The organism is Achromobacter sp. AONIH1 (assembly GCF_002902905.1).
GTDB lineage: Bacteria > Pseudomonadota > Gammaproteobacteria > Burkholderiales > Burkholderiaceae_B > Achromobacter.
The window spans coordinates 810,070-833,417 of record NZ_CP026124.1 but is presented as its reverse complement, the minus strand read 5'-3'; the positions used below and the strand labels follow the sequence as shown (position 1 = coordinate 833,417).

The 23,348-nt window shown below is 59.5% G+C and carries 22 protein-coding genes; all 22 read right to left on the bottom strand.

What is annotated here, in order from left to right; genetic code table 11:
- Positions 1-7: 7 nt before the first annotated feature.
- Positions 8-1,045, bottom strand: coding sequence for a class II aldolase/adducin family protein (locus C2U31_RS03800; RefSeq protein WP_103271627.1), 1,038 nt, complete (start codon positions 1,043-1,045; stop codon positions 8-10).
- Positions 1,042-1,797, bottom strand: a complete 756-nt coding sequence (locus C2U31_RS03795) for an HAD family hydrolase (protein ID WP_199770946.1) — start codon at positions 1,795-1,797, stop codon at positions 1,042-1,044. The genes C2U31_RS03800 and C2U31_RS03795 overlap by 4 nt, the downstream gene beginning before the upstream one ends.
- Positions 1,794-3,320, bottom strand: a complete 1,527-nt coding sequence (locus C2U31_RS03790; RefSeq protein WP_199770945.1) for a uridine kinase — start codon at positions 3,318-3,320, stop codon at positions 1,794-1,796. The genes C2U31_RS03795 and C2U31_RS03790 overlap by 4 nt, the downstream gene beginning before the upstream one ends.
- 77 nt (positions 3,321-3,397) lie before the next feature.
- Positions 3,398-3,835: a hypothetical protein gene (locus tag C2U31_RS30735; RefSeq protein ID WP_199770944.1), complete on the bottom strand. Its 438-nt coding sequence runs from the start codon at positions 3,833-3,835 to the stop codon at positions 3,398-3,400.
- On the bottom strand, positions 3,832-4,437 hold the full coding sequence (locus C2U31_RS03785) for a phosphatidylinositol-specific phospholipase C/glycerophosphodiester phosphodiesterase family protein (RefSeq protein ID WP_103271626.1): 606 nt from the start codon (positions 4,435-4,437) through the stop codon (positions 3,832-3,834). Before C2U31_RS03785 ends, C2U31_RS30735 begins: the two co-directional genes overlap by 4 nt.
- On the bottom strand, positions 4,434-5,132 hold the full coding sequence (locus C2U31_RS03780; RefSeq protein ID WP_103271625.1) for a glycosyltransferase family 2 protein: 699 nt from the start codon (positions 5,130-5,132) through the stop codon (positions 4,434-4,436). The genes C2U31_RS03785 and C2U31_RS03780 overlap by 4 nt, the downstream gene beginning before the upstream one ends.
- Entirely contained in the window at positions 5,129-5,533 is a 405-nt protein-coding gene (locus C2U31_RS03775; protein WP_103271624.1) for a GtrA family protein, read from the bottom strand. Before C2U31_RS03775 ends, C2U31_RS03780 begins: the two co-directional genes overlap by 4 nt.
- Positions 5,530-7,200: an NTP transferase domain-containing protein gene (locus tag C2U31_RS03770; protein ID WP_103271623.1), complete on the bottom strand. Its 1,671-nt coding sequence runs from the start codon at positions 7,198-7,200 to the stop codon at positions 5,530-5,532. Before C2U31_RS03770 ends, C2U31_RS03775 begins: the two co-directional genes overlap by 4 nt.
- Before the next feature lie 188 nt (positions 7,201-7,388).
- The gene (locus C2U31_RS03765; RefSeq protein ID WP_103271622.1) at positions 7,389-9,134 is read right to left on the bottom strand and encodes a hypothetical protein; all 1,746 of its coding nucleotides are present in this window, start codon (positions 9,132-9,134) and stop codon (positions 7,389-7,391) included.
- Positions 9,135-9,227: 93 nt separating this feature from the next.
- Positions 9,228-10,175 carry a glycosyltransferase gene (locus C2U31_RS03760; RefSeq protein WP_103271621.1) on the bottom strand — a complete coding sequence of 316 codons (948 nt, stop codon included), beginning with the start codon at positions 10,173-10,175 and terminating at the stop codon, positions 9,228-9,230.
- Between the two features lie 7 nt (positions 10,176-10,182).
- Entirely contained in the window at positions 10,183-11,286 is a 1,104-nt protein-coding gene (locus C2U31_RS03755; RefSeq protein WP_103271620.1) for a DegT/DnrJ/EryC1/StrS aminotransferase family protein, read from the bottom strand.
- A complete protein-coding gene (locus tag C2U31_RS03750; protein WP_103271619.1) occupies positions 11,283-11,723 on the bottom strand; it encodes an FdtA/QdtA family cupin domain-containing protein in 441 nt (146 codons plus the stop codon). Before C2U31_RS03750 ends, C2U31_RS03755 begins: the two co-directional genes overlap by 4 nt.
- Before the next feature lie 12 nt (positions 11,724-11,735).
- On the bottom strand, positions 11,736-15,065 hold the full coding sequence (locus tag C2U31_RS03745) for a DUF563 domain-containing protein (protein ID WP_158658303.1): 3,330 nt from the start codon (positions 15,063-15,065) through the stop codon (positions 11,736-11,738).
- A 68-nt stretch (positions 15,066-15,133) separates the two neighbouring features.
- Positions 15,134-15,877, bottom strand: a complete 744-nt coding sequence (locus C2U31_RS03740) for an ABC transporter ATP-binding protein (protein ID WP_103271617.1) — start codon at positions 15,875-15,877, stop codon at positions 15,134-15,136.
- Between the two features lie 28 nt (positions 15,878-15,905).
- Positions 15,906-16,706: an ABC transporter permease gene (locus C2U31_RS03735; protein WP_103271616.1), complete on the bottom strand. Its 801-nt coding sequence runs from the start codon at positions 16,704-16,706 to the stop codon at positions 15,906-15,908.
- A 21-nt stretch (positions 16,707-16,727) separates the two neighbouring features.
- Positions 16,728-17,795 (bottom strand): rhamnan synthesis F family protein, encoded by a 1,068-nt coding sequence (locus C2U31_RS03730; protein WP_103271615.1) that lies wholly within the window; start codon positions 17,793-17,795, stop codon positions 16,728-16,730.
- Positions 17,796-18,746 (bottom strand): NAD-dependent epimerase/dehydratase family protein, encoded by a 951-nt coding sequence (locus C2U31_RS03725; RefSeq protein ID WP_158658302.1) that lies wholly within the window; start codon positions 18,744-18,746, stop codon positions 17,796-17,798.
- Positions 18,743-20,086, bottom strand: a complete 1,344-nt coding sequence (locus tag C2U31_RS03720) for a glycosyltransferase family 4 protein (RefSeq protein ID WP_233772633.1) — start codon at positions 20,084-20,086, stop codon at positions 18,743-18,745. The genes C2U31_RS03725 and C2U31_RS03720 overlap by 4 nt, the downstream gene beginning before the upstream one ends.
- Positions 19,999-21,036, bottom strand: a complete 1,038-nt coding sequence (locus C2U31_RS03715) for a glycosyltransferase family 2 protein (protein ID WP_103271612.1) — start codon at positions 21,034-21,036, stop codon at positions 19,999-20,001. The genes C2U31_RS03720 and C2U31_RS03715 overlap by 88 nt, the downstream gene beginning before the upstream one ends.
- Positions 21,029-21,574, bottom strand: a complete 546-nt coding sequence (gene rfbC / locus C2U31_RS03710; protein ID WP_158658301.1) for a dTDP-4-dehydrorhamnose 3,5-epimerase — start codon at positions 21,572-21,574, stop codon at positions 21,029-21,031. Before rfbC ends, C2U31_RS03715 begins: the two co-directional genes overlap by 8 nt.
- Positions 21,574-22,455, bottom strand: coding sequence for a glucose-1-phosphate thymidylyltransferase RfbA (gene rfbA, locus C2U31_RS03705; protein ID WP_103271610.1), 882 nt, complete (start codon positions 22,453-22,455; stop codon positions 21,574-21,576). The genes rfbC and rfbA overlap by 1 nt, the downstream gene beginning before the upstream one ends.
- On the bottom strand, positions 22,452-23,348 hold the full coding sequence (gene rfbD / locus C2U31_RS03700) for a dTDP-4-dehydrorhamnose reductase (RefSeq protein WP_103271609.1): 897 nt from the start codon (positions 23,346-23,348) through the stop codon (positions 22,452-22,454). The genes rfbA and rfbD overlap by 4 nt, the downstream gene beginning before the upstream one ends.

Below are 23,348 nucleotides of genomic sequence, written 5' to 3'. Positions count from 1 at the left end.
TGCTGTGTCATTTTGCGTGCCCGATGCGATAGCGCTCCGCATCCCAATTCAGCAGGGAGGCGATGTCGGTCCTGGACAAGGTCGTAGTGATGGCATCCGGTGTCAGCCGCGCCAGTACGTCGTAGTAGCACCTCAACTGCTCATGTCGGGCGCGGTTGAACGCCTCGGGCACGAAGACGCCGACGTCGCGTATGAAAATGGGATAGCCGAGGTCCCGATGCTGCGGCATGCGGCCCAAGCAATCGGCAACGGAGTCATATGTCTGGGCGATGGGGCCTAGGAATACGACGTGATCTGGATACAGCGCCCAGGAATTGTCCAGTCGGGCATACAGATCGCGGTCGTGGACCAGTTCGGTCAATGCCTCGTCCTGCAGCAGAATGTAGGACTGGTTTTTCATGGCCTCCACGTCATGGGACGGCGGGGCGACACAAGGCAGCCCAATATCGTGGGCCTTCGTGCGTAGCTGCGTCGTGAGCAGAGATAGCAGCCTGTCCGCTTCTTCAACCGTTCTTGCGCCGATGACCACGCCGTGATTGCGCAGGAATACGACGTCTGCGCCGGGCCGGTCTTTCAACTGACGCGCCACAGCGACAGCCAACGGGGCGCCAGGCTTGTGATAGTCCACCAGCACCCATTCACAAGAATCGCCCAGTCGTTCTTGCAGCAGCATTTCGCAGTCTTTTTGGACCAGATGGACCAGGGCGTTGATCTCGTGCAGATGGGCGACGACAGCATGGGGCAAGAGGGCGTGCAGCAGCGTTTCTATCGATGGGCGCAACCGTGCATCGACGTCGCGGGAGATTGGCGATACTTCGAAATCATCCCGTGCGATGGCCGATTGGAGATGAGCCAGGTCGACGGGCACGAAAATTTCCTGGCTGGCAGCGTCGGCTAGCCAGGTACCGGAGGCCTTTATCCACAGCGCGCCATTGCTCTTGTACGAAACATTGCCGCCTGCACCCTGGACCAAAAGCCGGTCCCGGCCGATTCTGGCGCAGAAGTCCACGATAGCGGCATGCAAAGAGGTATTTGGGGAAGTCATGATTGCTTTTGCCCCAGTTGAGCGACGAGACGGCGTAACGCCGAAAAACTGCTGAAAGACGCTTCCGGGGCGTTTTCGCCTTCGCCTAGAGGGGTGCCGGGGTGGATCTTCTGCAAAGTAACTGCATTGATCGTCTCGCGGCCCCCTCGAATGTCATTGACTGGATTGTCGCCGATCATCCAAATCGTGTTGCCTTTGGGACGCATCTTTTCCAGCGCAATGGTGAACGGCGCCGGGTGCGGCTTGTCGAAACCCGCTTCTTCGCTGGTGACGATGTAATCGAAGTACTGGTCCAAGCCAAAATAGACGACCTTGCGAAACTGGATCTGCGCCGTTAGATCCGTAACGATGGCAGTCGGAATGCCGAGCAGGCGCAGGTCATCCAGAAGTTCTTTGACGTCATCAAACAAGATGGCATTGCTGAGGAAGGTGCGCCAATAGGTTTGTTCAAAATCCAGCGCAAGAAGCACTTGTGACCCCAAGCCCATGATCTCCAGCATGCGTTGCAGATACAACAAACGGCTGTGCGAGGACGCGGTGTGCTGCAAGCGGGATTTGACTTCATCCCGGGCCTGCTTGAACGCTGTGTCGAATTCTTCAGGTCGGATCGAGAAAGTCGTCGAGACTTTCTCGCGCACGGCCTGTTGCGCGGCCGCATGGGCCGGATCGTACGGATAGAGCGTGTTATCCGTGTCGAACAGAATTGCGTCAGGAAGGCGATCGAACCGATCGGGTGCGTAGATTTTCATCATATGAAGCGTGTCGTCAAGGCTTGCTGAATATGTGCGAGCGTGATCAGCTGCATGAGGCCTCCTACGCCATTCGCCCATTTCGCAGAAGTGTCGAGGAATTCGAAGATTTCCGGGCAGATTATCTGTGCCGCCAGCTCGATGTCCTTGCCTGTCGTCTCGCCTTCGATGGTTAGAACGATTTCCGCGCCGTCTGCGCTGGTCACCATATCTACGTGCAGGCCACAAACACCGATGAGAGCCCTGGCCAGCGAGGTTTCACTCAAACCGAGTCTGGAGCGTGCCACGAGCTTCAAGCGCAAGGGATGCCTGTCCGATGTCTCGGTCAGCATGCGCGGGTGTATCGGCTTGAGCGAGAAAAGCAAATCCGCATGGGCGGCCTGCGGACGGATGAACTTGGCGGAATCTGGTTCACGGCGTTCGAATGAACCCAGGACGCGCTCGCGTGTATGGCCGCGCACTTCCACGTCGCGCTTGAGTTTCAGGTAGCGACGCAGATCTTCGTCAATGTCGAGGTAGACGCTCAGGCTATAGCAATTGCGCAGGATCGGCAGATACAGTGCATGCAGGCCGCTGGCAAAGATGAAGTCATTGCTTTTGATCTTGAACGGTTTGCTCATCCGTCCGGTCTGATGATCGTAGTGCCGTGATTGAATGGGCTTGCCGTCGCTTAATGCTACGAGATCGTTCGCAAAGGCTTCCAGGTCGTTGGCTCTTGGATTCAAATGAGTCATGACCTGCCACATGGGTTTTTGTCGATCCCACAGGTGGTAGTCGTCTCCAGACAGCTTGGCGACCGAGTGCGTGCCAAACAGATCCGTCAGTGCATCGGAGTATGTGTCTTTGCCGGCGCCGGAGTCTCCGGCGATTCCCAGTACGAACGGGCGTCGGCTCAAGCGGAAGAAGTCATTCCGGCTCACTCCCTCCCGCCAGATTCTGGCGGCCAACACCAGGCCCGTTGCCACCAGGGTGGTATGCAGTATGGAGAGGCCGCGTGGCAGCATGTTTGTCAGTGGAGCACCGATCAACGTCGCCAGCGAACTCTGTGCGGCGTATTCGGCAAGCAGGCTGGTGCCGAGATAGAGAAATGAAAACAGGCAGACCAGCGCTCGTGCGATGCGATCGCTACGAGCCTGGTAGATGACCAGCAGCGGCAGAACCCAGACGAACCAGCCAGGCGCGGCGGGCGTCATGAGCACGATCAAGAGGAAAGCGATGCACAGAATGGCGCACAACAGATCGAAATTCAGGCGGCGGACGCGCCAGGCCGCGTAGAGTATGAGCAGATGGACAAGCGGCACCAGGTATACGGTGATGTTCTCGCCGATCGGAACGGCTAGGCGATAGATCTTGGTGACTTCCGGGTTGGATTGGATCATGGCCAGCCCGTCGCTGGATAGCAGGACGAACGGCAGGAGAAAAAGGGTGGCGCCCAAGGCGAAGGCCTTGGCGAAATCGGGAAGAAACTTGCGGTGAGGACGATTGTGCTGAAAATAGATCAGGAAGAAGGGCAGCGCAGCCGCCATGCTCAGCTTGGCTGAGATGGCAGCGGCAAGTGCCAGGCCTGCCGTCCAGTTCTTTTGATGGCGGATGCAGTAGAGGGTCAGCGTCGCAGGGCGACGGGCACCAGATCGTTGTACCCAAGCCAGTAGGTGGCGACCAGCGTGATCGGAGAAAACCAGTAAACCAGGAGGAGCATGCGGTCGCGGCCGGGGAGCAGACGCCGCAGCACTGCCAGCAGGGCGACGTCAACCAGCCCTAGTGTCAGCGCGTAGGCGTGCTCCGGCGCCATGCCCACGAGCTTGCCCAGCAGCGTGAGCGGCAGAAAGACCAGCCACATGACATAGCCATACGGAAAAGCCGCCGGGCTTCCTCCGTGGGCAAGCCATACTCCCCAGGGGTCCATGTTCCATTGCGAAACGCTGGTGGACAGAAAGGGCGCGTACCAATCCACGACCGGCTGCGAGATCGCGCCGGCGACGATGGCCAATCGGATTGCGATGCCGATCAGAAACAGTGGGTGAACGAGCAGCGTCTTCATTGCAGGCCAAGTGCGATTTTCCAAAGATCGGGGCGCTTGGTGCATACGGCTTGGGCGGCAATGCCGCGTTCGGTGAGCAAGGCCGCATAGGCCGGAATTTCCGTTTCAGCATTGCGTCCCTGCAACTCGGGCGAAACGATGCAGAGGCGGAAACCGGCGTCTTGCAGGCGGCGCGCCTCGTCCCCGCTCAACGGAAAGCGCGTGAAGCAATCCACCCAGACCCAATCGACTTTGCCCGCGAGACTGAGCGCGGTATCGATGGATTCGAATTCGGATACGCGGACGGCGCAGCGCTGCTCGCCCGCCTTGGCCCATTTCACGAGAAACGGAAATGACTGGTCGAGGAAGAAGAAATCGGTGATGCCATGCGAGTCCATTACGGAAAGCAGGCGCGCCTCCAGTCCCTCTTCCTTGACATTCAAGATCAGCGTGCCGTGTCGGTACGCCGCGATCCACTCAAGGAAATCTCCGCCCGGAACCAGCGCATCATGGTGGATGATGAGGTTTTCGCCGCGGCTGCGGATATCGACCTCTATCCCATACTCGACCGGCGTCGTGTTCAGTTCTTCCAGCGTATTGCGGCGATGAGCGATAAAGATCATGGCTTGGTGGACCTCTTCAGTTCCAGGCTGAACGCGATTGTGCGTTTGATGAATTTTCTCTTGGCGGCCCAATTGACATTCCAATGGGACGTTCCGTGCGCGCGTTCGCCGAAGCGTACCGGGAAGCGCTTTACAGCCAGACCCCGGCTTCGCGCCAGGTAATAGGCGTACAAATCCAGGGAAAAATCGTGCGGCGGCCGGTCCCAACTGGCGAAGAAATCCCGATGAAACATGGTGGGCTGTGCATTGATGTCCCACAGGCGGGTTCGCAGCAGCAACGTTTCGAACAGGCTCATGCCGATCGTGAAGAAAACGTCCGCCACCGGGCGGCCGTATCGGCGGCCTTTGACGAACAAGCCGGCACCGTGCGCTTCAAATAGCGCCAGACCCTTGACGGCGTCATGGGGGTCTGTCTGCATGTCCGCGTGGGTCCAGGCGAGGATTTCGCCCTGGGCGGCGCGCAATCCCTGAAGAATGCCGTAGCCATAGCCCTGATTGCGTTCGACGCGGACGCTGCGGCATCCAGGGTATGAGGGCAGCAAGGCGGCCAGCACGTCGGGGCTGTTGTCGGTGGAGCCGTTATCGACCAGAATGACTTCGGCGTCCGACCGTGCCGTCAGCGCCTTGCAGCGTTCAAGCAACAACGGCAGGTTGGCTGCTTCGTTGTAGCAGGGGATGACCAGGGATAGTTTCATAGAGATCCGTCGGACACTCGCATCCGAAAAACGAAGAATTTCATGCCGATGAAATTCAGTACGGCCGATACGCCGGTTGCCGCGACGAACGCCACCTGTACCATCTGTTGCGATGCAGGCAGATGCTTGAGCGTCAGGGTGTTGATCACCACGTTAGCGCCGAGCGTGGCGGCATAGAGCGCCATGAAACGCCAGTGACTGCCTGTCGGATGTGCCTGATGGTTGAATGTCCAGTATCGGTTGGCCACATAGGCGAACGCCGTGCCCGCCATGAAACCGATGGCCTTGGACCAACCGACAGGCATCGGGCTCCATGCCAGCAGGGCATGATAGACAAGAAAGTCGACCGCGACGGTCAGTCCGCCCACCACCAGGAATACGGGCAGTTCCTTCTTCATCATGGCCGCGGGCCCGGCAACGGCGGATCGATCTTGCGGTATTGTCGAGCCAGCAGCGGTACGGCTTCCGCGGGGACGCGGCCATCGTTCTCAAGGCGATAGGGATGCGATGCCCATTTATGGAAGCAGGACTGCCAGTACTCGAAGGTTCGCAAGTCGTTCGGCGTTCCCCAGGAGAGCAGGTGATCGACGGTAAAGACCTGGCAGCGCAGCCCCAGGGCGATGGCATCATTGATCGTCGAGTCCAGGTAGAACTCGCCGTTCACCCGACCATCCCGAGCCAGCAGCCTGGCCACGACCCGCTGAAAATCCTGCGCGTGTCGGAACGTGAAATTGCCGATGACGATCGGATCCGTTTCCGGAGAACCCAGCGGTTCCTTGACTGAAATGGCGCGGATGCGGTCGTCGGGCGCATCGATCCAGCCAAACATTTTGGGATGACGGACGGCGTTGGCATGGCCGCGTGCCGCCCAGACGATAATGTCTACGTCAGGCGCTTCCAGCAGGCGATCAAAAGCCTGTGCGTCATATAACATGCCGTTGTCGCAAGCGGCGAAAGTAATCGGCCCCGACGCGTCCGCGATCGCCTGCTGCAAGGCATCCAGGCCGATCAGCGCGGTGCATGCCTGGCCTTCGGTGACTGCGTCGATGGTGGAGATGACGGCGCCCGGATAGACGTGCGCGAGCTGCGCGCTGATTGCCGCGTGGCCGGGCATGTCCCGCCGCAAGACAAACGCGTGATGCCGGGACGGGGGCAGATCATGGGCTGCCTGCTCCACCATGGGCCTGCCTGATACGGGGATAAGCGGTTTCGTAGCGGCGTAGCCTTCATCCGCGAAACGCTTTCCCAGCCCTGCCATGGGCATCACCATGCTTCCTCGTGGCGGCAGCGGCGGCTGCGCGGGTTCGGCGAGCGTGCGGAACGCGCGAGACCAGCCGTTGTATTCGGCCACGTCCTGAGGCGTTCCCCACTGCATGAAATGCTGCAGGGCGTACACGGCGACAGGCATGGACTGAGCCAGCAAGGGGCGGTATGCCAGGCTCACATAGTATTCTCCGTTGACGTGTAGCTGGAGATCCACGGTTTCCTTGAATGCGCGCTTCATCAGGGCGCCATTCCGGAAATAGTAGGTACCGCTGGAAGCGAACTCCTCCATGCGGTTCTGCGTGTATGGCTGTTTTTCCTGGATGTCGAGCACCCAGCCGTCCTGCTCGCGCATGTAGGCGTAGTTGGTGCTGCCAAGCGTGTGTGGATGGAATCCCTTATAGGCGGGAATCGCTCCCGCGCAGCCGGTTTCGGACGTGAAGCGCACAAACTGCGGCCAATCCCAATAGCAGGTGAAGTCGCAGTAATTCACGACGACGGGCGAGTCGTCACGGATCAAATGCTCAGCCAGGCGGACGGCATGAACCGGGCCCAGCTTGTGGGACGGGATGCCCACGACACGGCCGGTGGGACAATAGCGTTCAAGCGTGGCTCGCACCGCGTAGTCCGGGTTGTCGAGATGGTCCTGGTTGCAGATAAACAGAAAATCCGTCTCTCCCGGGAACATGTCGATCACGTGGGCGATGATCGGTTTTCCGTCGATGGGGATCAGTGGCTTGGGAAGCGAATAGCCGGCCCGCCGGAATCGTTCGCCAAAACCGGACATGGGGATAATGATCTGCACGAAATGTTCGCTCCGGATTGAGGGGCAGGCCGGGCCGCGATGTGGGCGAATCCTGGCGAAAAGGCGTCTATTTTAGTGGAGAAGTGAATGTACCGTCATGTGCGTGGGCTGGCGCAGACGCGAGCAATCCCACGGTTGCGGGAAAGCTCGACGCGGTTTCTGGCTGCCCCCCATGACGCCACTCCCGTTCACTGGCCGAACCAAATAAGGGCTGGCGGAGCGTCCCCGGAAGGCGCCTTCCGCGCCACTTCCACGGGCACATCCGTTTGCAGTTCCGCCGCCGCGATCTGGTTCGCCAGGACAGGGGGGGACGCGTCGATCAACAGCAGCGCGCCAGCGGGTTTGAGACGCATCGCGCCAGTTAGATAGCGCACGCTTTCGTCTTTCAGCGTCAGCACTATGCGCGCGGCGAACGGTTGTTCCCGTGCCACTGTCGGCTTTACGGCAATGGCCAGGGCTTGGATGCCGCGACCGTTCAAGGCGGCTTCGGGTATGGGGATCGTCAGACGACCCATCCCGGAGGAGAAGGAGATGGGTTGAAAATTCAGGGAATGCCCGCCCCAGGACAGTTCCTGGACCAACGGCGAGCAGCCGCGCAGGTATGCCCACCCGATTGGATTGATAGGCACGCAGACGGGGGCGCCGCTATCGATCCGGTAGGACTGGGCCTGCCAGTATGAAGCGTTGATCGTCGGGAATTGCGGCTGCTGATTCAAGCGGCCTGCCTGGGATGTCCAGCCAGCCGCGATCAGCCAGCATGCGAACAAGGCTGGCGCCGCGTGGCGCCGCGGTCCGCTGCTTGGGGGGGCGGTCGGCAAGATATTGGCGAACAGGCCCGCCATGATGAGGGTGACGCCGAAGAAAATGACGATGACGTGCCGGTAGATGGACGAACTTGCCAGATGAGGCAGATCGGCGGTCCAGCTATCGCCGAACGCCAGCGCATTCAGGAGCGTGGTGAAGACAATGGCCAGGCCGCCGATCGGAATCAGGGCATTTGCACGGCGCTTGCGGAACAGGATGAGCGCGACCAGCAACGCGGCGATCGCCATGCCATACATGCCCGGATGGAGGAATCCGGCGCGCATTGGCCGGCCGCTCGTGAATACGCCCAGGTAGCCAAATGCGTACTCGATACCGATGTACAGTTTTTCTGGCAGGCTTGTGGTGGTCGGCGTGGCGAAGGCGCCATTGGCGCGGCTAAGCAGCATCTGCGCCGCCTGCGCGCAGCAGGCGACCACGGATGCTGCCGCAAGCCATCGATAGCGCCGGCCTCTTCCCAATATCGCGGCCAGCAGCAGGCCGGGCAATGTCGCCACGACGGCCGGTTTCGATATCATGAGAACCGGGGTGAGCCATGCCCATCCGGGCGGAGCATCCATCTTGTCACTGACCAGCGCCAGTGCCGACAGGATCAAGATGAAGAAAGCCGCAAAATACGTAAAGTTGATGAACGTGCGAGTCTCGTAGTCCGCCAGGGCGAGGACACTCAACGCGACCAGCAGGCGCAGGCCGTCGCTTTGCACGACGCGTCGGAACGGACCTAGGCAGAAGCTCCCCACCATGGCCGCGGTGAGCAGGATCGCGGTCCAGCTGTAGGCGTATGGAATGCTGGAGGCGGGTAGCGCCAGGGCATGAAACAGCAAGGCGAGGAGGCGCTGTGGCAAGGGGATATAGCCGGCGTCGGTCGACATGAGGCGTGCGACCAGCGATGGCGCCTGCGCGTTCGCATAGTAGTTGGTGGCCATTTCGGCCCACATTTCGCCGTCGAGCAATAGCGCAGGCTGCATGGCCAGCAGATAGCAGACATAGAGCGCAATGCACAGTGCGAAGTACCGCCTGGGCAAGCGTTCATCCTGCGTCGCGCACGCGCTGTCGGATCCGACCATTAGGAGGCGGACGCGGGCAAGAAGGCTGGTGGCATCGGCGGACATCGAGATTCCGTTTTCCGTTCAAGGGAGCTGTCGCAAGGGAAATGACGTCTTTTCCGGGCTTGCCCGGCGCGTCGGGCAAGCCCATACACGGATTCAACGGATGGCGTTGCCGGCGTTGTAGATGTAGCGGAACAGGTGCGGCTTGGTGCCGGCGGCGGCGCCCTGCGTGTCCTTGGCAAAGGCGATGGCCTTCGTCAGGCCACGCATCTTGACTTCCTGCCTTGGGTGGGCGAGCAATACCGCGCTTTGTTCGAACAGGTTCAACGGAGCCTCGGGATCGGCGACCGGTTGCGTGAACTCCGGGAAGGTCTGTCGCAGAACGCTGGGCCGCGCCGTCTGCAGTACGCTTTCCAGGACGATGGGAATTTCGGTGCGTGTGGCCAGGTCCCGCGTCGCGGCCGACAAATTGCCGGTGTGGCGACGATAGGCGACGATGCGGTGGTCGAACAGCCCCAGCCGATAGCCTTGACCCGCCGCGCGCAACCAGTAATCGTAGTCCTGAAGTTGGATCAGCCCCTCGTGGAAGGGGCCGACGGCATCGATCACGCTGCGCCGCATGGTTGCGGAAGGGGCGCAAAGATAGTTGTCGTCGAAAAACAGGCTGCGCAGTAAGTTGGATTCGCGGGGGGGCTGGAAAAAAACCGGATAGAGCCCATCCCGGATCGGGGCGCCTGTCTCATTGATGAGCTGGGGCTTGGAAAAGACCACGTCCCAATTCGCGGTGCCGAGAATGGCTGCCTGATGGGTGATCCGATCTTGCGTGGCGATGTCGTCGCCGCCCATGAGCGCGATGATGTCCCCTTGCGCGATGCGCAAGCCCGCGTTGAGCGCCGCGCTGGGGCCGGCATTCTCCTGTTCAAGCAGCGTGATCTTCGCGCCGAAATGCTGCCGGACGCGCTTGGCGCTGCCGTCGCTGGATCCGTCATCGACGACAATGATCTGAAGATTGTCGTAAGTCTGCGCGCACAGGCTGTCGATGGCCCGAAGCGCATAGTCTCCCTGATTGAAGATAGGAACGATGACGGAAACGGGGAGGCTCATGGGTTCGTTACTGCGCGCAGAATTGGCGTATGCGGTCGATGACCGTGTCGACTTGCGCTTCGGACATTCCGGGCCACATCGGCAGGGACAGGGTCTCCGCCGCTGCCGCTCGTGCCAGGGGCAGGCTGTCTAGCGCCAGCGCGAGCTCTGCGTAGGCTGCTTGCATGTGAGGCGCCGTCGGGTAGTGGACCAGGCAGCCGATCTTGTGTTCGTTCAGATATGCCGCCAGAGCATCGCGTTGCTTGCTGCGGATGACGTACAGGTGATAGACGGGCACGGCGCCGGCGACGGAGACAGGCGTCGTGATGCCGGGGAGGGTCCGCAGACCTTCGGTGTAGCGGGCGGCGATGGCGCGACGCTGATCGTTCTCCTTATCCAGCGTACGAAGCCGGACTCGCAAGAATGCCGCCTGCAGTTCGTCGAGCCGGGAATTGACGCCCGCGACTTCATGCACGTACTTCTTGTTGGAACCGTAGTTGCGCAGGCGGCGCAGATCTGCCGCCAGGCGATCGTCATTGGTGACGATCGCGCCGCCGTCGCCCAGTGCGCCGAGGTTTTTTGTCGGATAGAAACTGAAGGCGGCGGCATCGCCCAGCGCGCCAGCGCGGCGGCCAAGATATTGGGCGCCATGCGCCTGCGCGGCGTCTTCCAGGACGAAGAGACCGTGCCGCGCCGCGATATCGCTGATCCCCTTCATGTCCACCGGTGCGCCATATAGGTGAACCGGCACGATGCCCTTCGTTTTCGCGGTAAGCGCGGCCGCAATGCGGCTCGTATCGAGGCCATATGTTCCGGGATCGATCTCCACGGGGACTGGCGTGGCGCCCACCATGCTGACGGCCAGCCACGTTGCGATGAAGGTCTGCGACGGTACGATGACTTCGTCGCCCGGGCCTATGCCCCGGGCGCGCAGGGCCAGCGCCAGAGCGTCCAGGCCATTGCCAACGCCAATGCAGTGCTTGACCCCGCAATACGCCGCGAATTCCGTCTCGAACTTTTCAAGCTCGCTGCCCATGATGATGTGGCCGCTTGCCAGCACACGGGCAAAAGCGTCTTTCAGCTCGTTTGCGACTGCTGCGTGAGTGGCGTGGATGTCAAAGAAGGGGATCATTTCAGTCGTCTCTGTTCGACGGTTTTGAGAAAGTCTTGATAATCTCGGATGTAGTCAGACTCTTCGTATGGCATCGACGCGAGCACCAGGCACACGGCGCCGGAGGAGAAGTTGTTCAATTCGCGCCATACGAGCGATTTCATCAGCACGCCGCGGAAGGGGCGGTTGCATGTGATCGTGCGACGCTCGTAGCCGTTGTCCAGGACGAGATCGAAGCTCCCGGATATGCCGATGATGAGTTGTTGCAGCTGGTGGTGCGCGTGTCCGGCGCGCATCTCGCCACCCGGAACGTCGTACAGGTAGTAGACCCGCTTGATGTCAAAGGGAACATGCCGATTGCCTTCGATGAAGGTCAGATTGCCGCGTGGATCGGAAATCTTGCTGAGATCGACTAGTTCGATGACGGAGTCAAGTGATTCGTACGGTTGATCATGCATGTGAATCTTGCCTTATGCGCTGGCGTCGAGCTGGGTTGGTATGTCTTGTGTGTCTTCGAGCCGAGTAAGTACGTCTTGCACATTCACCGAATAGTCGTCGTGAACGCTGTAGCGATCGTCACGGACGTAGGCGCGCGGGCCGATGACGAATTCGACTTGAGCTTGTGATACGCGGCCAAGCAATTCCCACAGATACAGCTGGTGGCTGGGATGGTCCGAGGCGAGCACGATGAGGCGGGTGCCAGGGTCCGCCCAGACGATGTTGGTTATCTGGGCTCCTGTAGGCGCAATGATGATCTCGGCGTCCCGGAAAATCTGGATCTGTGTTTCCAGGCTGAATTCGTCCGTGCGCAGGATTTCGAATCCCCGCCTGGCCAGTTCGTATTCGAGCTCGACCTGGTTGGTGAGTTTGCGGATCTTGCCGCTTCGGCCCGCGTATATTTTGCGCTTGCGTCCCGGCGCCTTGATGGGAAACCGGGCCTTGCATCGGTCAATCGCGGTTCGGATGCGCCCGACGTCGAGGAAGGACTGACGCGCGATCGGCCCGCCATTGTAGGCATCGACGACTGAAGTGACATCGGAGGGCTGATACACCGTGCGCACGGGGTACATGGTGCCCGACTCCAGGAACAGCACCGGACGGGTGCTCGTGTTCGCGTATTCAAGCAACTTCAGCATGTTTTCATGCAGCTGCCGTTCCACCAGGAAAGGCAAGTCGTCGGGCAGCCCGGCCTCATCGGCCAGGACCAGACGGGGCAACGTTTCTGCGACGAAATGGAAATAGTTGTTTGAGTATTCGTGCATCAAATTGATGCCCGTCGCGATTTCCTGATTCGGCCGCAGCGCGAAGTCGAAGAAGACTTCCTTGCGGTTGTTCCAGAAGGCCGCGCGATAGTATTTCAACGCGGCGGCAGGCTCGTCTTGATATGCGGCAACCTCATCGTGGATGATGTGGTCGCGCGCAATCATGTAGCGGGTGCCGGCTAGCAGCACCGCATGGTCCAGCTTGGCCACGTAGGCCAATCCGGGAAAACTCTTGATCCGGGTCACGCCTTCCGCCTGCTGGGCACGATCTTGCAGGACGATGGGATAAGCATCTCCGGCGGCATCCCGCAGCGATCGCAGGCCGGTCACCGGCAACCGTATTGTTGCTTGCAGGCTTTCGCGCGACGGCGCCGCCGCCGCGATGGCGTTGCGCAATTCGGTCTCGGATTGAAAATCCAGAGGTCCGGGCGCTGCGGTGCGGCCTTCAGCCATGCCAAATGCAAGGTAGTGCGCTAGCAGGCTGTCGGGCCAGTGAACCAGATCGGGGTGGCGCAGCTTGTACCATTCCGGGTTGAACGTGGGGCCTGGGGCATAGCCTGCCGATTCTCCGTGATGGAGAAAATGGGATAGCGGATCGAAACCGTACTCGAGCGCCTCCGGGTAGGTATCCAGATACCACCTGGTATTGAAGAGAGGATGAGGATCCCGGCCCTCCCTGGCTCCGTGCGTGCAGTAGTGCTTCAGCGCATTGCCATGGTCGGCGGGCACGTCGGGATAGCGTTCGGCGTACCATTTCGCGTCAAAGAGCCGGCACGGATTGCGCAGTTCGCGTGCGCCGTTGGCGACATAGTGTGCGAACGGGTTGATTCCGCTGGCGGCGACATCCGGATACGTTGCCAGATACCAAGCCGTATGAAACAGGGGATGAGGATTCAATCCTTGCGCCGTGCCGGCCAGAAGATAGTGTCCCAGCGGATTTCGGCGGGCGGCGGGATCGTCAGTGTGCGCGAGGTACCAGTTGACGTCGAACAGCTCGGCGAGTGTGCCGAGCGGATTGCCGGGATCATGACTCAGGACTGGCCCTGCCGGCAAGACGTTTGGCATGTGGCCGCTGGTGGCTGGCGTTGAAGTCGATCTTGCCGGATCGCTCGAAGGTTCTGGCGTTGGGTTCTGCTGGGGTTCCACCTCTGGCAATCGCGCGCGCATATCCTCCAGAGGTTCGTCGACCACGATGTCGGGTACGTCGTTAACGACCGGGCTGGCGGCCGGCTGGACTGGGCTGGCGGGTTCGGGGGGGGAAAGCATGCGGCCCTCATACCTGCCGAATATGAGGTAGTGCGAAAGCGCACCATAGCGCCAGTTGAGGGTGTCGGCATGCGTTTGCGCATATCGTACAGGGTCGAACTCAGGGCTGGGCAGATAGCCCAGCCTTTCCCCTTCGATCAGATAGTGAACGAGCGGGTTGAAGGCCGACTGGGTGACGCGCTGGTATCGGCTCAGATACCAGCGCGTATCGAAATAGGGATTGGGATTCAGGCCTGCGCGGGCGCCGTGGCGCAGGAAATGCACCAGCGGATTTGCACCGGCGGGAATCAGCGCGGCATATTCCGTGCAGTATTGCTGTACGTCGAAGTACTCCGACGGATCGCGGAGTTCCGAAGCGCCGTAGAGGACGTAGTGTTCAAGCGCGTTCTGTCCGGATTCGGCGACATCCGGGTAGCGGGACAGATACCATTGCGTGTGGAAAAGAGGATGAGGGTCCAGTCCTCTCTTTGCCCCTTCCGACAGGTAGTGTTCCAGCGGATCCGATTGAAGGGAAAGGTCCGGCACCTGCCGGCGATACCATGCGGCATCGAACAGGTCGAGCAGCGTGGCGGGGGGTTCAGCATGATCCGGCGAATGCGCCACGGTTTCCGTGTCGTGGTCCGTTGCCCGATGGCCGGCGCGCCCTTCGGCTTGTCCAAAAAGCAGATAGTGGGAAAAGGGACCCTGGGGCCAAAGCGCGGAGTCCGGGTAGTAACTGATGTACCAGGCCGGGTCGAATTCAGGGCTGGGCCAGAAGCCTCGGCGCTCGCCGTGGTAGATGTAGTGGCTCAACGGGTCAGTGTCGGCCGCTCCTGCTTCCGGGTGATGCTCGACGTACCACTTCGTATTGAAGTGTGGGTTGGGCTGATGGCCAGCCTGGGCGCCGTGCTGGATGAAATGCAGCAACGGATTGGTCCGGGGACTCGCTCCCAGGTAGGTTGCCGAGTACCAGGCTCCGTCGAAGTAAGCGCAGGGCGCTCGTCCTTCCTTTGCGCCATAGTTGACGTAGTGTGCAAGCGGATTGAGGCCGCTGGCCGCTACGTCGGGATTGTTGCGCAGATACCAGCGACCGTGAAACAGCGGATGTGGATCCGATTGCTCGGCAGGATCGGATGACAAATAGTGGCGTAGCGGGTCTTCTCCCTCGGCAAGCTTGGGCGCGTGCCGTGAATACCAATACGCATCGAAAATTGCGGCAATCGTCGGATCGACTCTATGGCCGATCATGGCGGCGGGCTGTCCTGGCAGCCGGCCGAGTAGGCGGGCGGCCAAGCGCTTTGCCTTGGCAAGGGGGGGCATAAAAATGAGTGTTGAGGATCGAGTAGAGCGCGCAAGTGCCGTTATTGGCCGAAGTAGGCGTCCGCGACGTCTGTCGCGTTGCCATCCATCCTGATTTTTCCATGATCCAGCCAAATGACCCGATTGCAGGTATGGCAGATCAAACTCTTCGAGTGACTCGCAAGGACCAATATGTTAGTAGATGCGACTAGGTTGTTCAAGCGAGCTTCGGCCTTGTGTTTGAAGCTCTCGTCGCCTACCGACAGCCATTCATCCATCAACAGGATTTCGGGGCGAATCACGGTTGAAACAGAGAAGGCCAAACGCAGATGCATGCCGGCGGAATACGTGCGCAAGGGCATGTCGATAAAAGCGCCAAGCTCCGAGAAATCAATGATTTCATCGATATGCTGCTTGATCTGTGCACGGGATAGGCCCAGCAGCGACCCTCGCAGAAAAATATTCTCACGCCCCGATGATTCTGCGTCGATTCCGAAGCCGATGTCGATCAAGGAACCGATTTCGCCTACGGTTCTTGCCGAGCCACTCGACGGCGAATAGACGCCACTGAGCAGGCGAAGCAGTGTGCTCTTTCCTGCACCGTTATGACCAAGCAGACCGATGCGGTCTCCATCCTTGAAGTGGAAGGACAGATTTTCCAGCGCTCGCACGGTGATGCGGCCATTCTCGTCCGCACTGATCTGCCCGCCCGTCGCAACCTGAAAAATACGCTTCTTGATGGACCTGGAACTCGCGCTGTAGATGGGAAAGTCGACACAGACACGGTCGAATTCGATTGAAGCCATGGATTTCTATAACTGCAATGAGTGAGCGTCAAAGCCAGTAGGCGATACGACGACGGTACCGCCCATAGAGGGCGAGAGTCAGAGTCCAGCCGAATACGGCCAGGCCGCATGCTGCCAGCCAATTCTGGGTGCTGGGAAGTTGGCCCAGCAAAGGCGCGCGGACGATTTCGATCAAATGGAAGAATGGATTGAACGTGAGCATGTACATGCCAGCGCGCTCCGGCAGCAGGTTTGGCAGCCACATGATAGGCGTCAGATAGAAGACGACCTGCATCAAGCTTGCAATGATCTGCGGGATGTCACGATACCTGGCGCACACCACGCCCAGTGCCGTCGATAGCCAGGTCAGGTTCAACAGCAGCAGGAGGAAGCCGGGCAGGGCCAGCCAGATGGTCTCTGTGACGGGCCTGTCCATCACGAACAGCACGATCGGGAAGATCGCAAAGTTGTGCGCGAGGATGATCACGTTACGCCAGATTGGTCGCAGGACATGGACGATCAGAGGGATGGGCAATTGCTTGATGATCGCATCGGCCTGGATGAAATTGGTGCAGCCCTCGGTCAATGCAGTCGAAATGAACCCCCAAAGGATAAGTCCGACGGCGAGGAACGGCAGATATTCCTCGGTGGGTGCTTTGAAAATCTGTCCAAAAACCAGACCGATGGTACCTATCATGACTCCCATGCTGATGGTCAGCCAGAATGGTCCGAGCATGGAGCGTCGATAGCGTTGACGGACGTCCTGCCATCCCAGGGTGGCGACCAGGGGTAGACGCTTCATGCCGGCGCTGATGTCGCTCAGGGCGTTGGCAAATAGGCGGATGAACATAAGCCAGATGAGTAGTGTGGTTCAGTGAAAGGACGCCGTCGGCTGCAGCAACGGACGATGCACCAATTGCAAAGATGGTGCAATGTCATTGGGCCGGTTGATCGGCAGCAGTGTATGCGGTAATGGGTAAAGATCGCGACGGGACACCTTGGCCCAGGTATAGCCTTGAGCCTCCACGGCGTACAGAAAGGCGCGCTCCATGGCGTGTGCAAGCGTGCCGTCTATCTGGCCTGCCTCGTCGTCAAAATCCGAGAATTGCAGATCGAGTTCCAGCAGTTTTCGCAAGGCATCCGTCCGGCACCAGAACATCGAGCCAGTGGGGCACTCAAGATAGATCCCTTCATGGATCCCGGTTCCTGTGCGTGCCAGCAGGTCGCGGCAGCGTTGATAGTTGGCGCCCCACGCAAAGATCGGCCTGAGATAGAACAGATGCTGCGGAAACACCATGCCGACGGTGCCCGATTGCAACAGGGCCAGATTGGAGGCCACGATGAGGGGCGAGCCGAGCAGGTGTTCATATAGATAGTGCCGCCAGCCCTCTAGCGGCGAACCGCCGTGAGGGGATTTCTTCGTGTGCAGGCTCAAGGCTATATCGTATCGGTCATAGACATCTCGAAAGCCCACCAGCTTGGGAGCGATGTCGCGCCCGCGGTTTTCGAAGACTCGTACTTCCAGCGCGCCCTTGGTGAAACCCGTGAAATGGTCTTCGATCTCCCTGCGCTTGGTGTCCGATGTGGTCGAAACGAATACGTCGATTCCGCTGGGCACGTTCTCCAGGTACTTGATGATTTCCGCGCACAGGTCGGGATAAAAAACGTGGATGATGGCGCACAGCCGCTGAGACTTGATATGCGGTGAATAGTTGAATGGCACCTCTATCGCCAGGTCATCGGCATCGTCCGGCCGGTTGCGGCCAGGTGGCAGGCTGGGGAGAGGGGGCGGGCGGAGCCCCGCACGCAAGCCGGCGATGCCATTGGTCCGGAATGCTCGAATGGCCTTTCGCAGCGCAGCCCATATTCCCCCATGATGTTGCGAGAGCGTGCGCAGGCGGCGGAGAGCGGCGCGAGGTTTCAGGATAGGAGCCATCATTCAGGAATGGTGCTTGATGAGGTGTCGATTGCTGATCCACGCCCACGTCTGCCTGATGCCTTCCGGAAAAGGCGTCTTCGCGTGCCAGCCTAGCTCCTGCGCGGCGAGCGACGTGTCCAGAACACTGCATGGAACATCCATGTCGCGTTTGGGCAGGAACTCCACGGCAAGCGAGCGTCCGGATACCGACTCGATGGCTTGGATGATGTCCAGCAGGCTGCGGCCATGGCCTGCCCCGACGTTGAACACACGGGATGTCCCTTCGTGCTTGACTGCCTGGATCAGCGCATCGATGACGTCGTCGGCGTAGATATAGTCCCGGACGACAGAGCCATCCCCCCAGATTTGAAGCGGCGCGTCGTCCAGGCAGCGTTGCATGAAGGCGGCGATGGCGCCTTGACTCTTGATTGCCGTCTGGTAGGGACCAAAGGGGTTGGCCACCCGGAGTACACGATACTCGATGCCATGCAGGTACTCATAGAGCGCCAGGTATTTTTCGATCGACAATTTGGAAATGCCATACGCGGTAATCGGCATGGTGGGTGCGGATTCCGGCGTGGGTACCTGCTTGGGCAGACCGTAGATCGTGCCGCCCGACGAAATGAAGATAATGCGCTTGATGCCCAGGTCACGGCACGCATCCAGTAATCCCAGCGTCGAGGCGACGTTGGATTGCAAATCGGCGATCTTGTCCTGGTTGGCACTGGCCGGCGTCGTGGCGTTGGCGAGGTGAAAAACGGTGTCACACCCGTGAATGGCTTCTTTGACGTGTTGAATGTCGGCGAAGTCGCCCGTCAGCCATTCGATGCCACGCAACGCGTCGGGGAAGGACTGGCGGCGCCCGAACGCGCGCAGCGCGGCTGTTTGGCCACGCAGGCGCTGGCAGAGCGTCGTACCCAGGAATCCGCCCGCGCCTAGCACGGCGCAGCGAGTGTCTTTCAATGCGCTCACGCAAGGGACTCCTGTCCGGCGGACGGTTCCGATGCGGCATCCAAGGTTTGGAGTACCTTGCCCATTTTCATGCCTTCCGCCGCCCAATCGGTCGCCGCACTGGCTTTCAATCCTGCTGCGCGCAAGCGTTGTGCTTCCTGTGGATTCTCCAGGACAGTGCAGATCGCATTGGCCAGGGCCAGGACGGTAGGACGTTCAAGCAGGGCGATTTCGTCAGAGAGCAGCCACTCGGTACAAGGCGCGCGGTTGCTGACCACGGGAACGCCGCAAGCCATGAGCTCGAGCGGCAGCAACGACAGATTGGAGAAGGACAGGACCAGGCCGACATCGCATTGCGCGTACAGGGCCGGCAGATCTGCCAGATCGACGATGCCTGGATTGGTATGTTTGAACGGGATTTCATAGCCGCTCAGGTCCGCACCGGCAAGCACTGCGATGGCGTCAGGGTGGCGCTTGGCGACTTCGGCGAGTACCAACACGCCCAGTTCAAACGAGCGCCGGGCGGTATTTGGACGCGCGTAGAAGAAGATGTTCTTTGTTTCAGGGTTCTTTCTTGGGAGGACGCGATAGAGTTCCCGGTCATAGGAGAAGCTCACGGCGTGCGTGGTCATGCCGAAGTCTCTATGCAGCATGTCGGCCAGCCACGTGCCGGCCGTGATCCCGGTGAATCCGAATCGGTAGGTTTCTTCCGCGAAGGTTGCCAGTGAGCCCGCGGGGAAGAACCAGGGCTCATAGTCTTGCACAAAGTAGCATTTATGCCGCGTCGTTTGAAAGTTGCGGACATCGTATGCGGTGTGCCACGCGGTAGCGATCGAAATGTGGGCGGTCGGCGCGCTGTCGGAACCGATATAGGCCTTGGCTTTCAGGGGGAAAAACCAATCGGCGATTTCCCGTTCGACTTCCCGGGGATCGAGTGTCGGCGGTCCGCCGGAAATGATGATTCGACAGTCGAATCCCTGATGTTCAAGATTGCGGATGAAACGGAAAATATTCAAATGTCCGCCAGAGCCGCGGCCGACCTGGGGAATGAACCAGTTCACGGTGTTGGGAGACGCCATGCCGGGGCGATACGGTGCCCCGACGGGATGTTCCACCACGAAGCCGTAGGCGCGGACAATTTCCGCCTTGGCGAACACCGGGCTGCCCATCAGGGCCTGGCTGTTGAACTCTTGCCGGATGCGCTGGCGCAACGCCTTGAGACCGTGAGTGCGGCCATAGCGCCACGCTGCTCGCGCCTTGTGCAATATATGTTTCATGGTTGCGTTTTTCTTGTTCGCCAGCCGGATGTTGGCAATCCATGCATCATGCGCCGGTCCCGAGAAAGCCAATTGCGCACGCACTCCGGTAATCGTTGGGCGCGTGAGCCGAGGTAGTGCCCGATTGCTCGCATCAGGTTGTGGAGCGGCATCTTGGCCACAGTACCGAAATGGCTGCGACGAAAGCCGGCGACACGCGCATAGACGAGATCGTTGTGTGTCGACCCCAGCCAGGTGCGCAGCATGTGCTTGGCGCTTGGTGACAAGACATAGCCGAACAAACGATACAGCGCATGCGATTCGTCGAAACTGCGCTGCAGTTTTTCGAACAAGGCGAAATCGTGCGAATGGTAGACCAGGCCATCATGCGCATAGCCCTTTTTCCATCCGGCTTCGATGATTTGCTGGGCCCAGATCTGATCCTCGGCAAAATCGACATCGGGATAGGGAATCTGTTCCCACACGGATCGACGCACCAGCGCGTTGTTGTCCGAGAAGAAGTGCAGGCGCTGGCGGTAGGGCTCGTCACGGTCATAGCGGGCCTTGTCGTCGAGCCAGACCACGGGCTGTCCGGCAAAATTGCCAAAGTGCCCGTCCAGATCGCGTTTGGTGTAGGGGCTGGCCTCCGGGTACGCACAATGGCGCCCGAACACGCCGGCGATTCGGGGGTCTGAATCGGCCAGGGCCACCATGGCAGCAAGCCAATGCAGATTGTACGGGAGTGCATCATGAGTGATGAGCACTGCGTATTCGCCGGTGGTTTGCGAAACGGCCAAATTGCGCGTCTTGCCGTGGCCAAATTCGGACGGCGAAATTTCCATGAGACGCAAGCGTTGATCCTCAACGCCGCGCACAAATTCGACCGTGCCGTCCTTAGAACCCGAATCGATGACCAGGACGTCGAAGCTGAAGCCGGTTTCCTGCGAGAGCACTGCAGGCAGAACGCGGCGAAAGATCTCCCCCGGATTCTTGGTGGGTATGATGACGGACGCCTTGACCGCAGTCGGCGTCGCGCCAGACTTGAAACTAGTCATATACGCAGGCATTGGCGAATCGCTGGCCTTGCAGGTCCTTTTGGGACAACTGCGGTACAAAATCGATGGGCCAGCGGATGTTCAGGTCGGGATCGTTCCAGAGAATGCAACGTTCGTGTTCCGGCGCATAGTAGTCCGTGGTTTTATATAGAAATTCCGCTGTTTCACTGAGTACGATGAAACCGTGCGCGAAGCCGGCAGGCACCCATAGCTGATGCTTGTTGGTTTCGTTCAGTTCGGCACCTACCCATTTCCCAAAGTTCGGAGAAGATCGGCGCAGGTCGACTGCCACGTCGAATACGCGCCCTTGCACGACGCGGACGAGCTTGCCCTGAGCCTGCTGTATCTGGTAGTGCAGGCCGCGCAGAACGCCTTTGGTGGATTTCGAGTGGTTGTCCTGGACGAATTCGCAGTCCACGCCAATGGTGGAGCGGAAATCCCGGTCGTTGTAACTTTCGAAGAAGAAGCCGCGATCGTCACCAAACACGCGAGGTTCTATCAGGAGAACTTCCGGTAGTTCGAGTTTGGTGACTTTCATCAATAGACCTTTTCGATCAATAGCCGCTGCAAATACTGACCGTAGCCGTTCTTGGATAGAGGGGCTGCCAGCGACTCCAGCTCTGCCTCGCCAATCCACCCCTGACGGAAGGCAATTTCTTCCGGACATGCCACTTTCAGCCCCTGCCGTTTTTCAAGCGTCGCGATGAATTGGCCCGCTTCCAGCAATGAAGCGTGGGTTCCGGTGTCGAGCCAGGCATAGCCGCGGCCCATGATCTCCACGGACAAGCTGCCGCGCGCCAGATAGGCGCGGTTGACATCGGTGATTTCCAGCTCGCCGCGCGCGGAGGGCTTTATGCTCTTGGCGATATCGATAACCTGTTGATCATAGAAGTACAGACCAGTCACTGCGTAGTTTGATTTCGGAGACTGGGGCTTTTCTTCAAGCGACAGTACCTTGCCATCCCCGTCGAATTCCGCGACGCCATAGCGTTCAGGATCGTGTACATGGTAGGCAAAAATGCTGGCGCCGTTGGGACGTTGATTGGCGGCATTCAGCAACAGGTGGAAATCATGTCCGTAGAAAATGTTGTCGCCAAGGACCAAGGCCGACAGATCATTGCCTATGAACTGCTCGCCGATGAGAAACGCCTGGGCCAGACCGTCGGGCGATTCCTGCACGGCATACTGAAGGTTGAGGCCCCACTTTTTGCCATCGCCGAGTAGTTGTTCAAATCGCGGCGTGTCCTGGGGCGTGGAGATAATAAGAATGTCCTGGATGCCGGCCAGCATCAGCGTGCTAAGCGGGTAATAGATCATCGGCTTGTCGAAGACGGGCAGCAATTGTTTGCTGATGGCAAGCGTTGCTGGATGCAGGCGGGTGCCGGAGCCGCCTGCCAGGATGATGCCTTTGCGTTTCACGAGTGCTGTTCCAGATGCGTCAGTTGATCAATAGTTCGGTTGGCGTGTACTGCCCAATGCGGTAGTTGGATTCGCAGGCTTTCAGCCAGTTTCCGGGTATGCAGGCGGGAATTGGCCGGGCGCCGCGCCGGAGTCGGATAGTCCGCCGTCGGGATGGGCTGAACCTCGTCGGCGGTCAGTTTCAGGATGGCGCCGTTCGTGCTCGCCCGATCAATGATGTGCCGAGCGAAATCGTGCCAACTCGTTTCGCCACTGGCAGTGAGATGGTACAGGCCAGTTGCCAAAGTGCCGGAGCGGTATGCCGAGACGGCGAGAGCAGTGACATCCGCGATCATTTCAGCGGAAGTGGGCGCACCATGCTGATCGTCGACAACTCTCAATGTATCGCGTTCGGCGGCCACTCTAAGTATGGTGCTCAGGAAATTCCGCCCATATCGGGAATATACCCAACTGGTCCGGAATACTAGCGCATTGCATCCCTCGTCAAGAATCGCCTGTTCCCCAGACAGTTTCGAACGGCCGTAGGCATTAATGGGGGTAGTGAGATCCTGTTCGGAATAGGGAGTGGCCGAACGACCGTCAAACACATAGTCGGTGGAATAATGAATGAGCAGGCTGCCAGTACGCCGGGCGTACCGGGCCATGGCGCCGACCGCGTGCGCATTCACAACGTAAGCAGCGTTCTCGTGCTGTTCAGCCTCATCGACATTGGTATAGGCTGCCGCGTTGACGATCAAGCTTGGAGAATGCCTGGACAAAATGTTGCCTATGGCCTCCTGATCTTGCAAGTCGCAGTCGGCGCGGTTCAGCGCGATGAGTTCTCCAAAGGAGAGAAGGGCGCGTTGAAGTTCACGGCCGACCTGGCCATCCTTGCCAAAAAGAACTGATCGCAT

Bases quoted from the DNA above. Each gene is read 5' to 3' on its own strand.
- C2U31_RS03800 (WP_103271627.1), bottom strand. From the start codon at position 1,045: ATGACTTCCCCAAATACCTCTTTGCATGCCGCTATCGTGGACTTCTGC.
- C2U31_RS03795 (WP_199770946.1), bottom strand. From the start codon at position 1,797: ATGATGAAAATCTACGCACCCGATCGGTTCGATCGCCTTCCTGACGCA.
- C2U31_RS03790 (WP_199770945.1), bottom strand. From the start codon at position 3,320: ATGGCGGCTGCGCTGCCCTTCTTCCTGATCTATTTTCAGCACAATCGT.
- C2U31_RS30735 (WP_199770944.1), bottom strand. From the start codon at position 3,835: ATGAAGACGCTGCTCGTTCACCCACTGTTTCTGATCGGCATCGCAATC.
- C2U31_RS03785 (WP_103271626.1), bottom strand. From the start codon at position 4,437: ATGATCTTTATCGCTCATCGCCGCAATACGCTGGAAGAACTGAACACG.
- C2U31_RS03780 (WP_103271625.1), bottom strand. From the start codon at position 5,132: ATGAAACTATCCCTGGTCATCCCCTGCTACAACGAAGCAGCCAACCTG.
- C2U31_RS03775 (WP_103271624.1), bottom strand. From the start codon at position 5,533: ATGATGAAGAAGGAACTGCCCGTATTCCTGGTGGTGGGCGGACTGACC.
- C2U31_RS03765 (WP_103271622.1), bottom strand. From the start codon at position 9,134: ATGTCCGCCGATGCCACCAGCCTTCTTGCCCGCGTCCGCCTCCTAATG.
- C2U31_RS03760 (WP_103271621.1), bottom strand. From the start codon at position 10,175: ATGAGCCTCCCCGTTTCCGTCATCGTTCCTATCTTCAATCAGGGAGAC.
- C2U31_RS03755 (WP_103271620.1), bottom strand. From the start codon at position 11,286: ATGATCCCCTTCTTTGACATCCACGCCACTCACGCAGCAGTCGCAAAC.
- C2U31_RS03750 (WP_103271619.1), bottom strand. From the start codon at position 11,723: ATGCATGATCAACCGTACGAATCACTTGACTCCGTCATCGAACTAGTC.
- C2U31_RS03740 (WP_103271617.1), bottom strand. From the start codon at position 15,877: ATGGCTTCAATCGAATTCGACCGTGTCTGTGTCGACTTTCCCATCTAC.
- C2U31_RS03735 (WP_103271616.1), bottom strand. From the start codon at position 16,706: ATGTTCATCCGCCTATTTGCCAACGCCCTGAGCGACATCAGCGCCGGC.
- C2U31_RS03730 (WP_103271615.1), bottom strand. From the start codon at position 17,795: ATGATGGCTCCTATCCTGAAACCTCGCGCCGCTCTCCGCCGCCTGCGC.
- C2U31_RS03715 (WP_103271612.1), bottom strand. From the start codon at position 21,036: ATGACTAGTTTCAAGTCTGGCGCGACGCCGACTGCGGTCAAGGCGTCC.
- rfbC (WP_158658301.1), bottom strand. From the start codon at position 21,574: ATGAAAGTCACCAAACTCGAACTACCGGAAGTTCTCCTGATAGAACCT.
- rfbD (WP_103271609.1), bottom strand. From the start codon at position 23,348: ATGCGATCAGTTCTTTTTGGCAAGGATGGCCAGGTCGGCCGTGAACTT.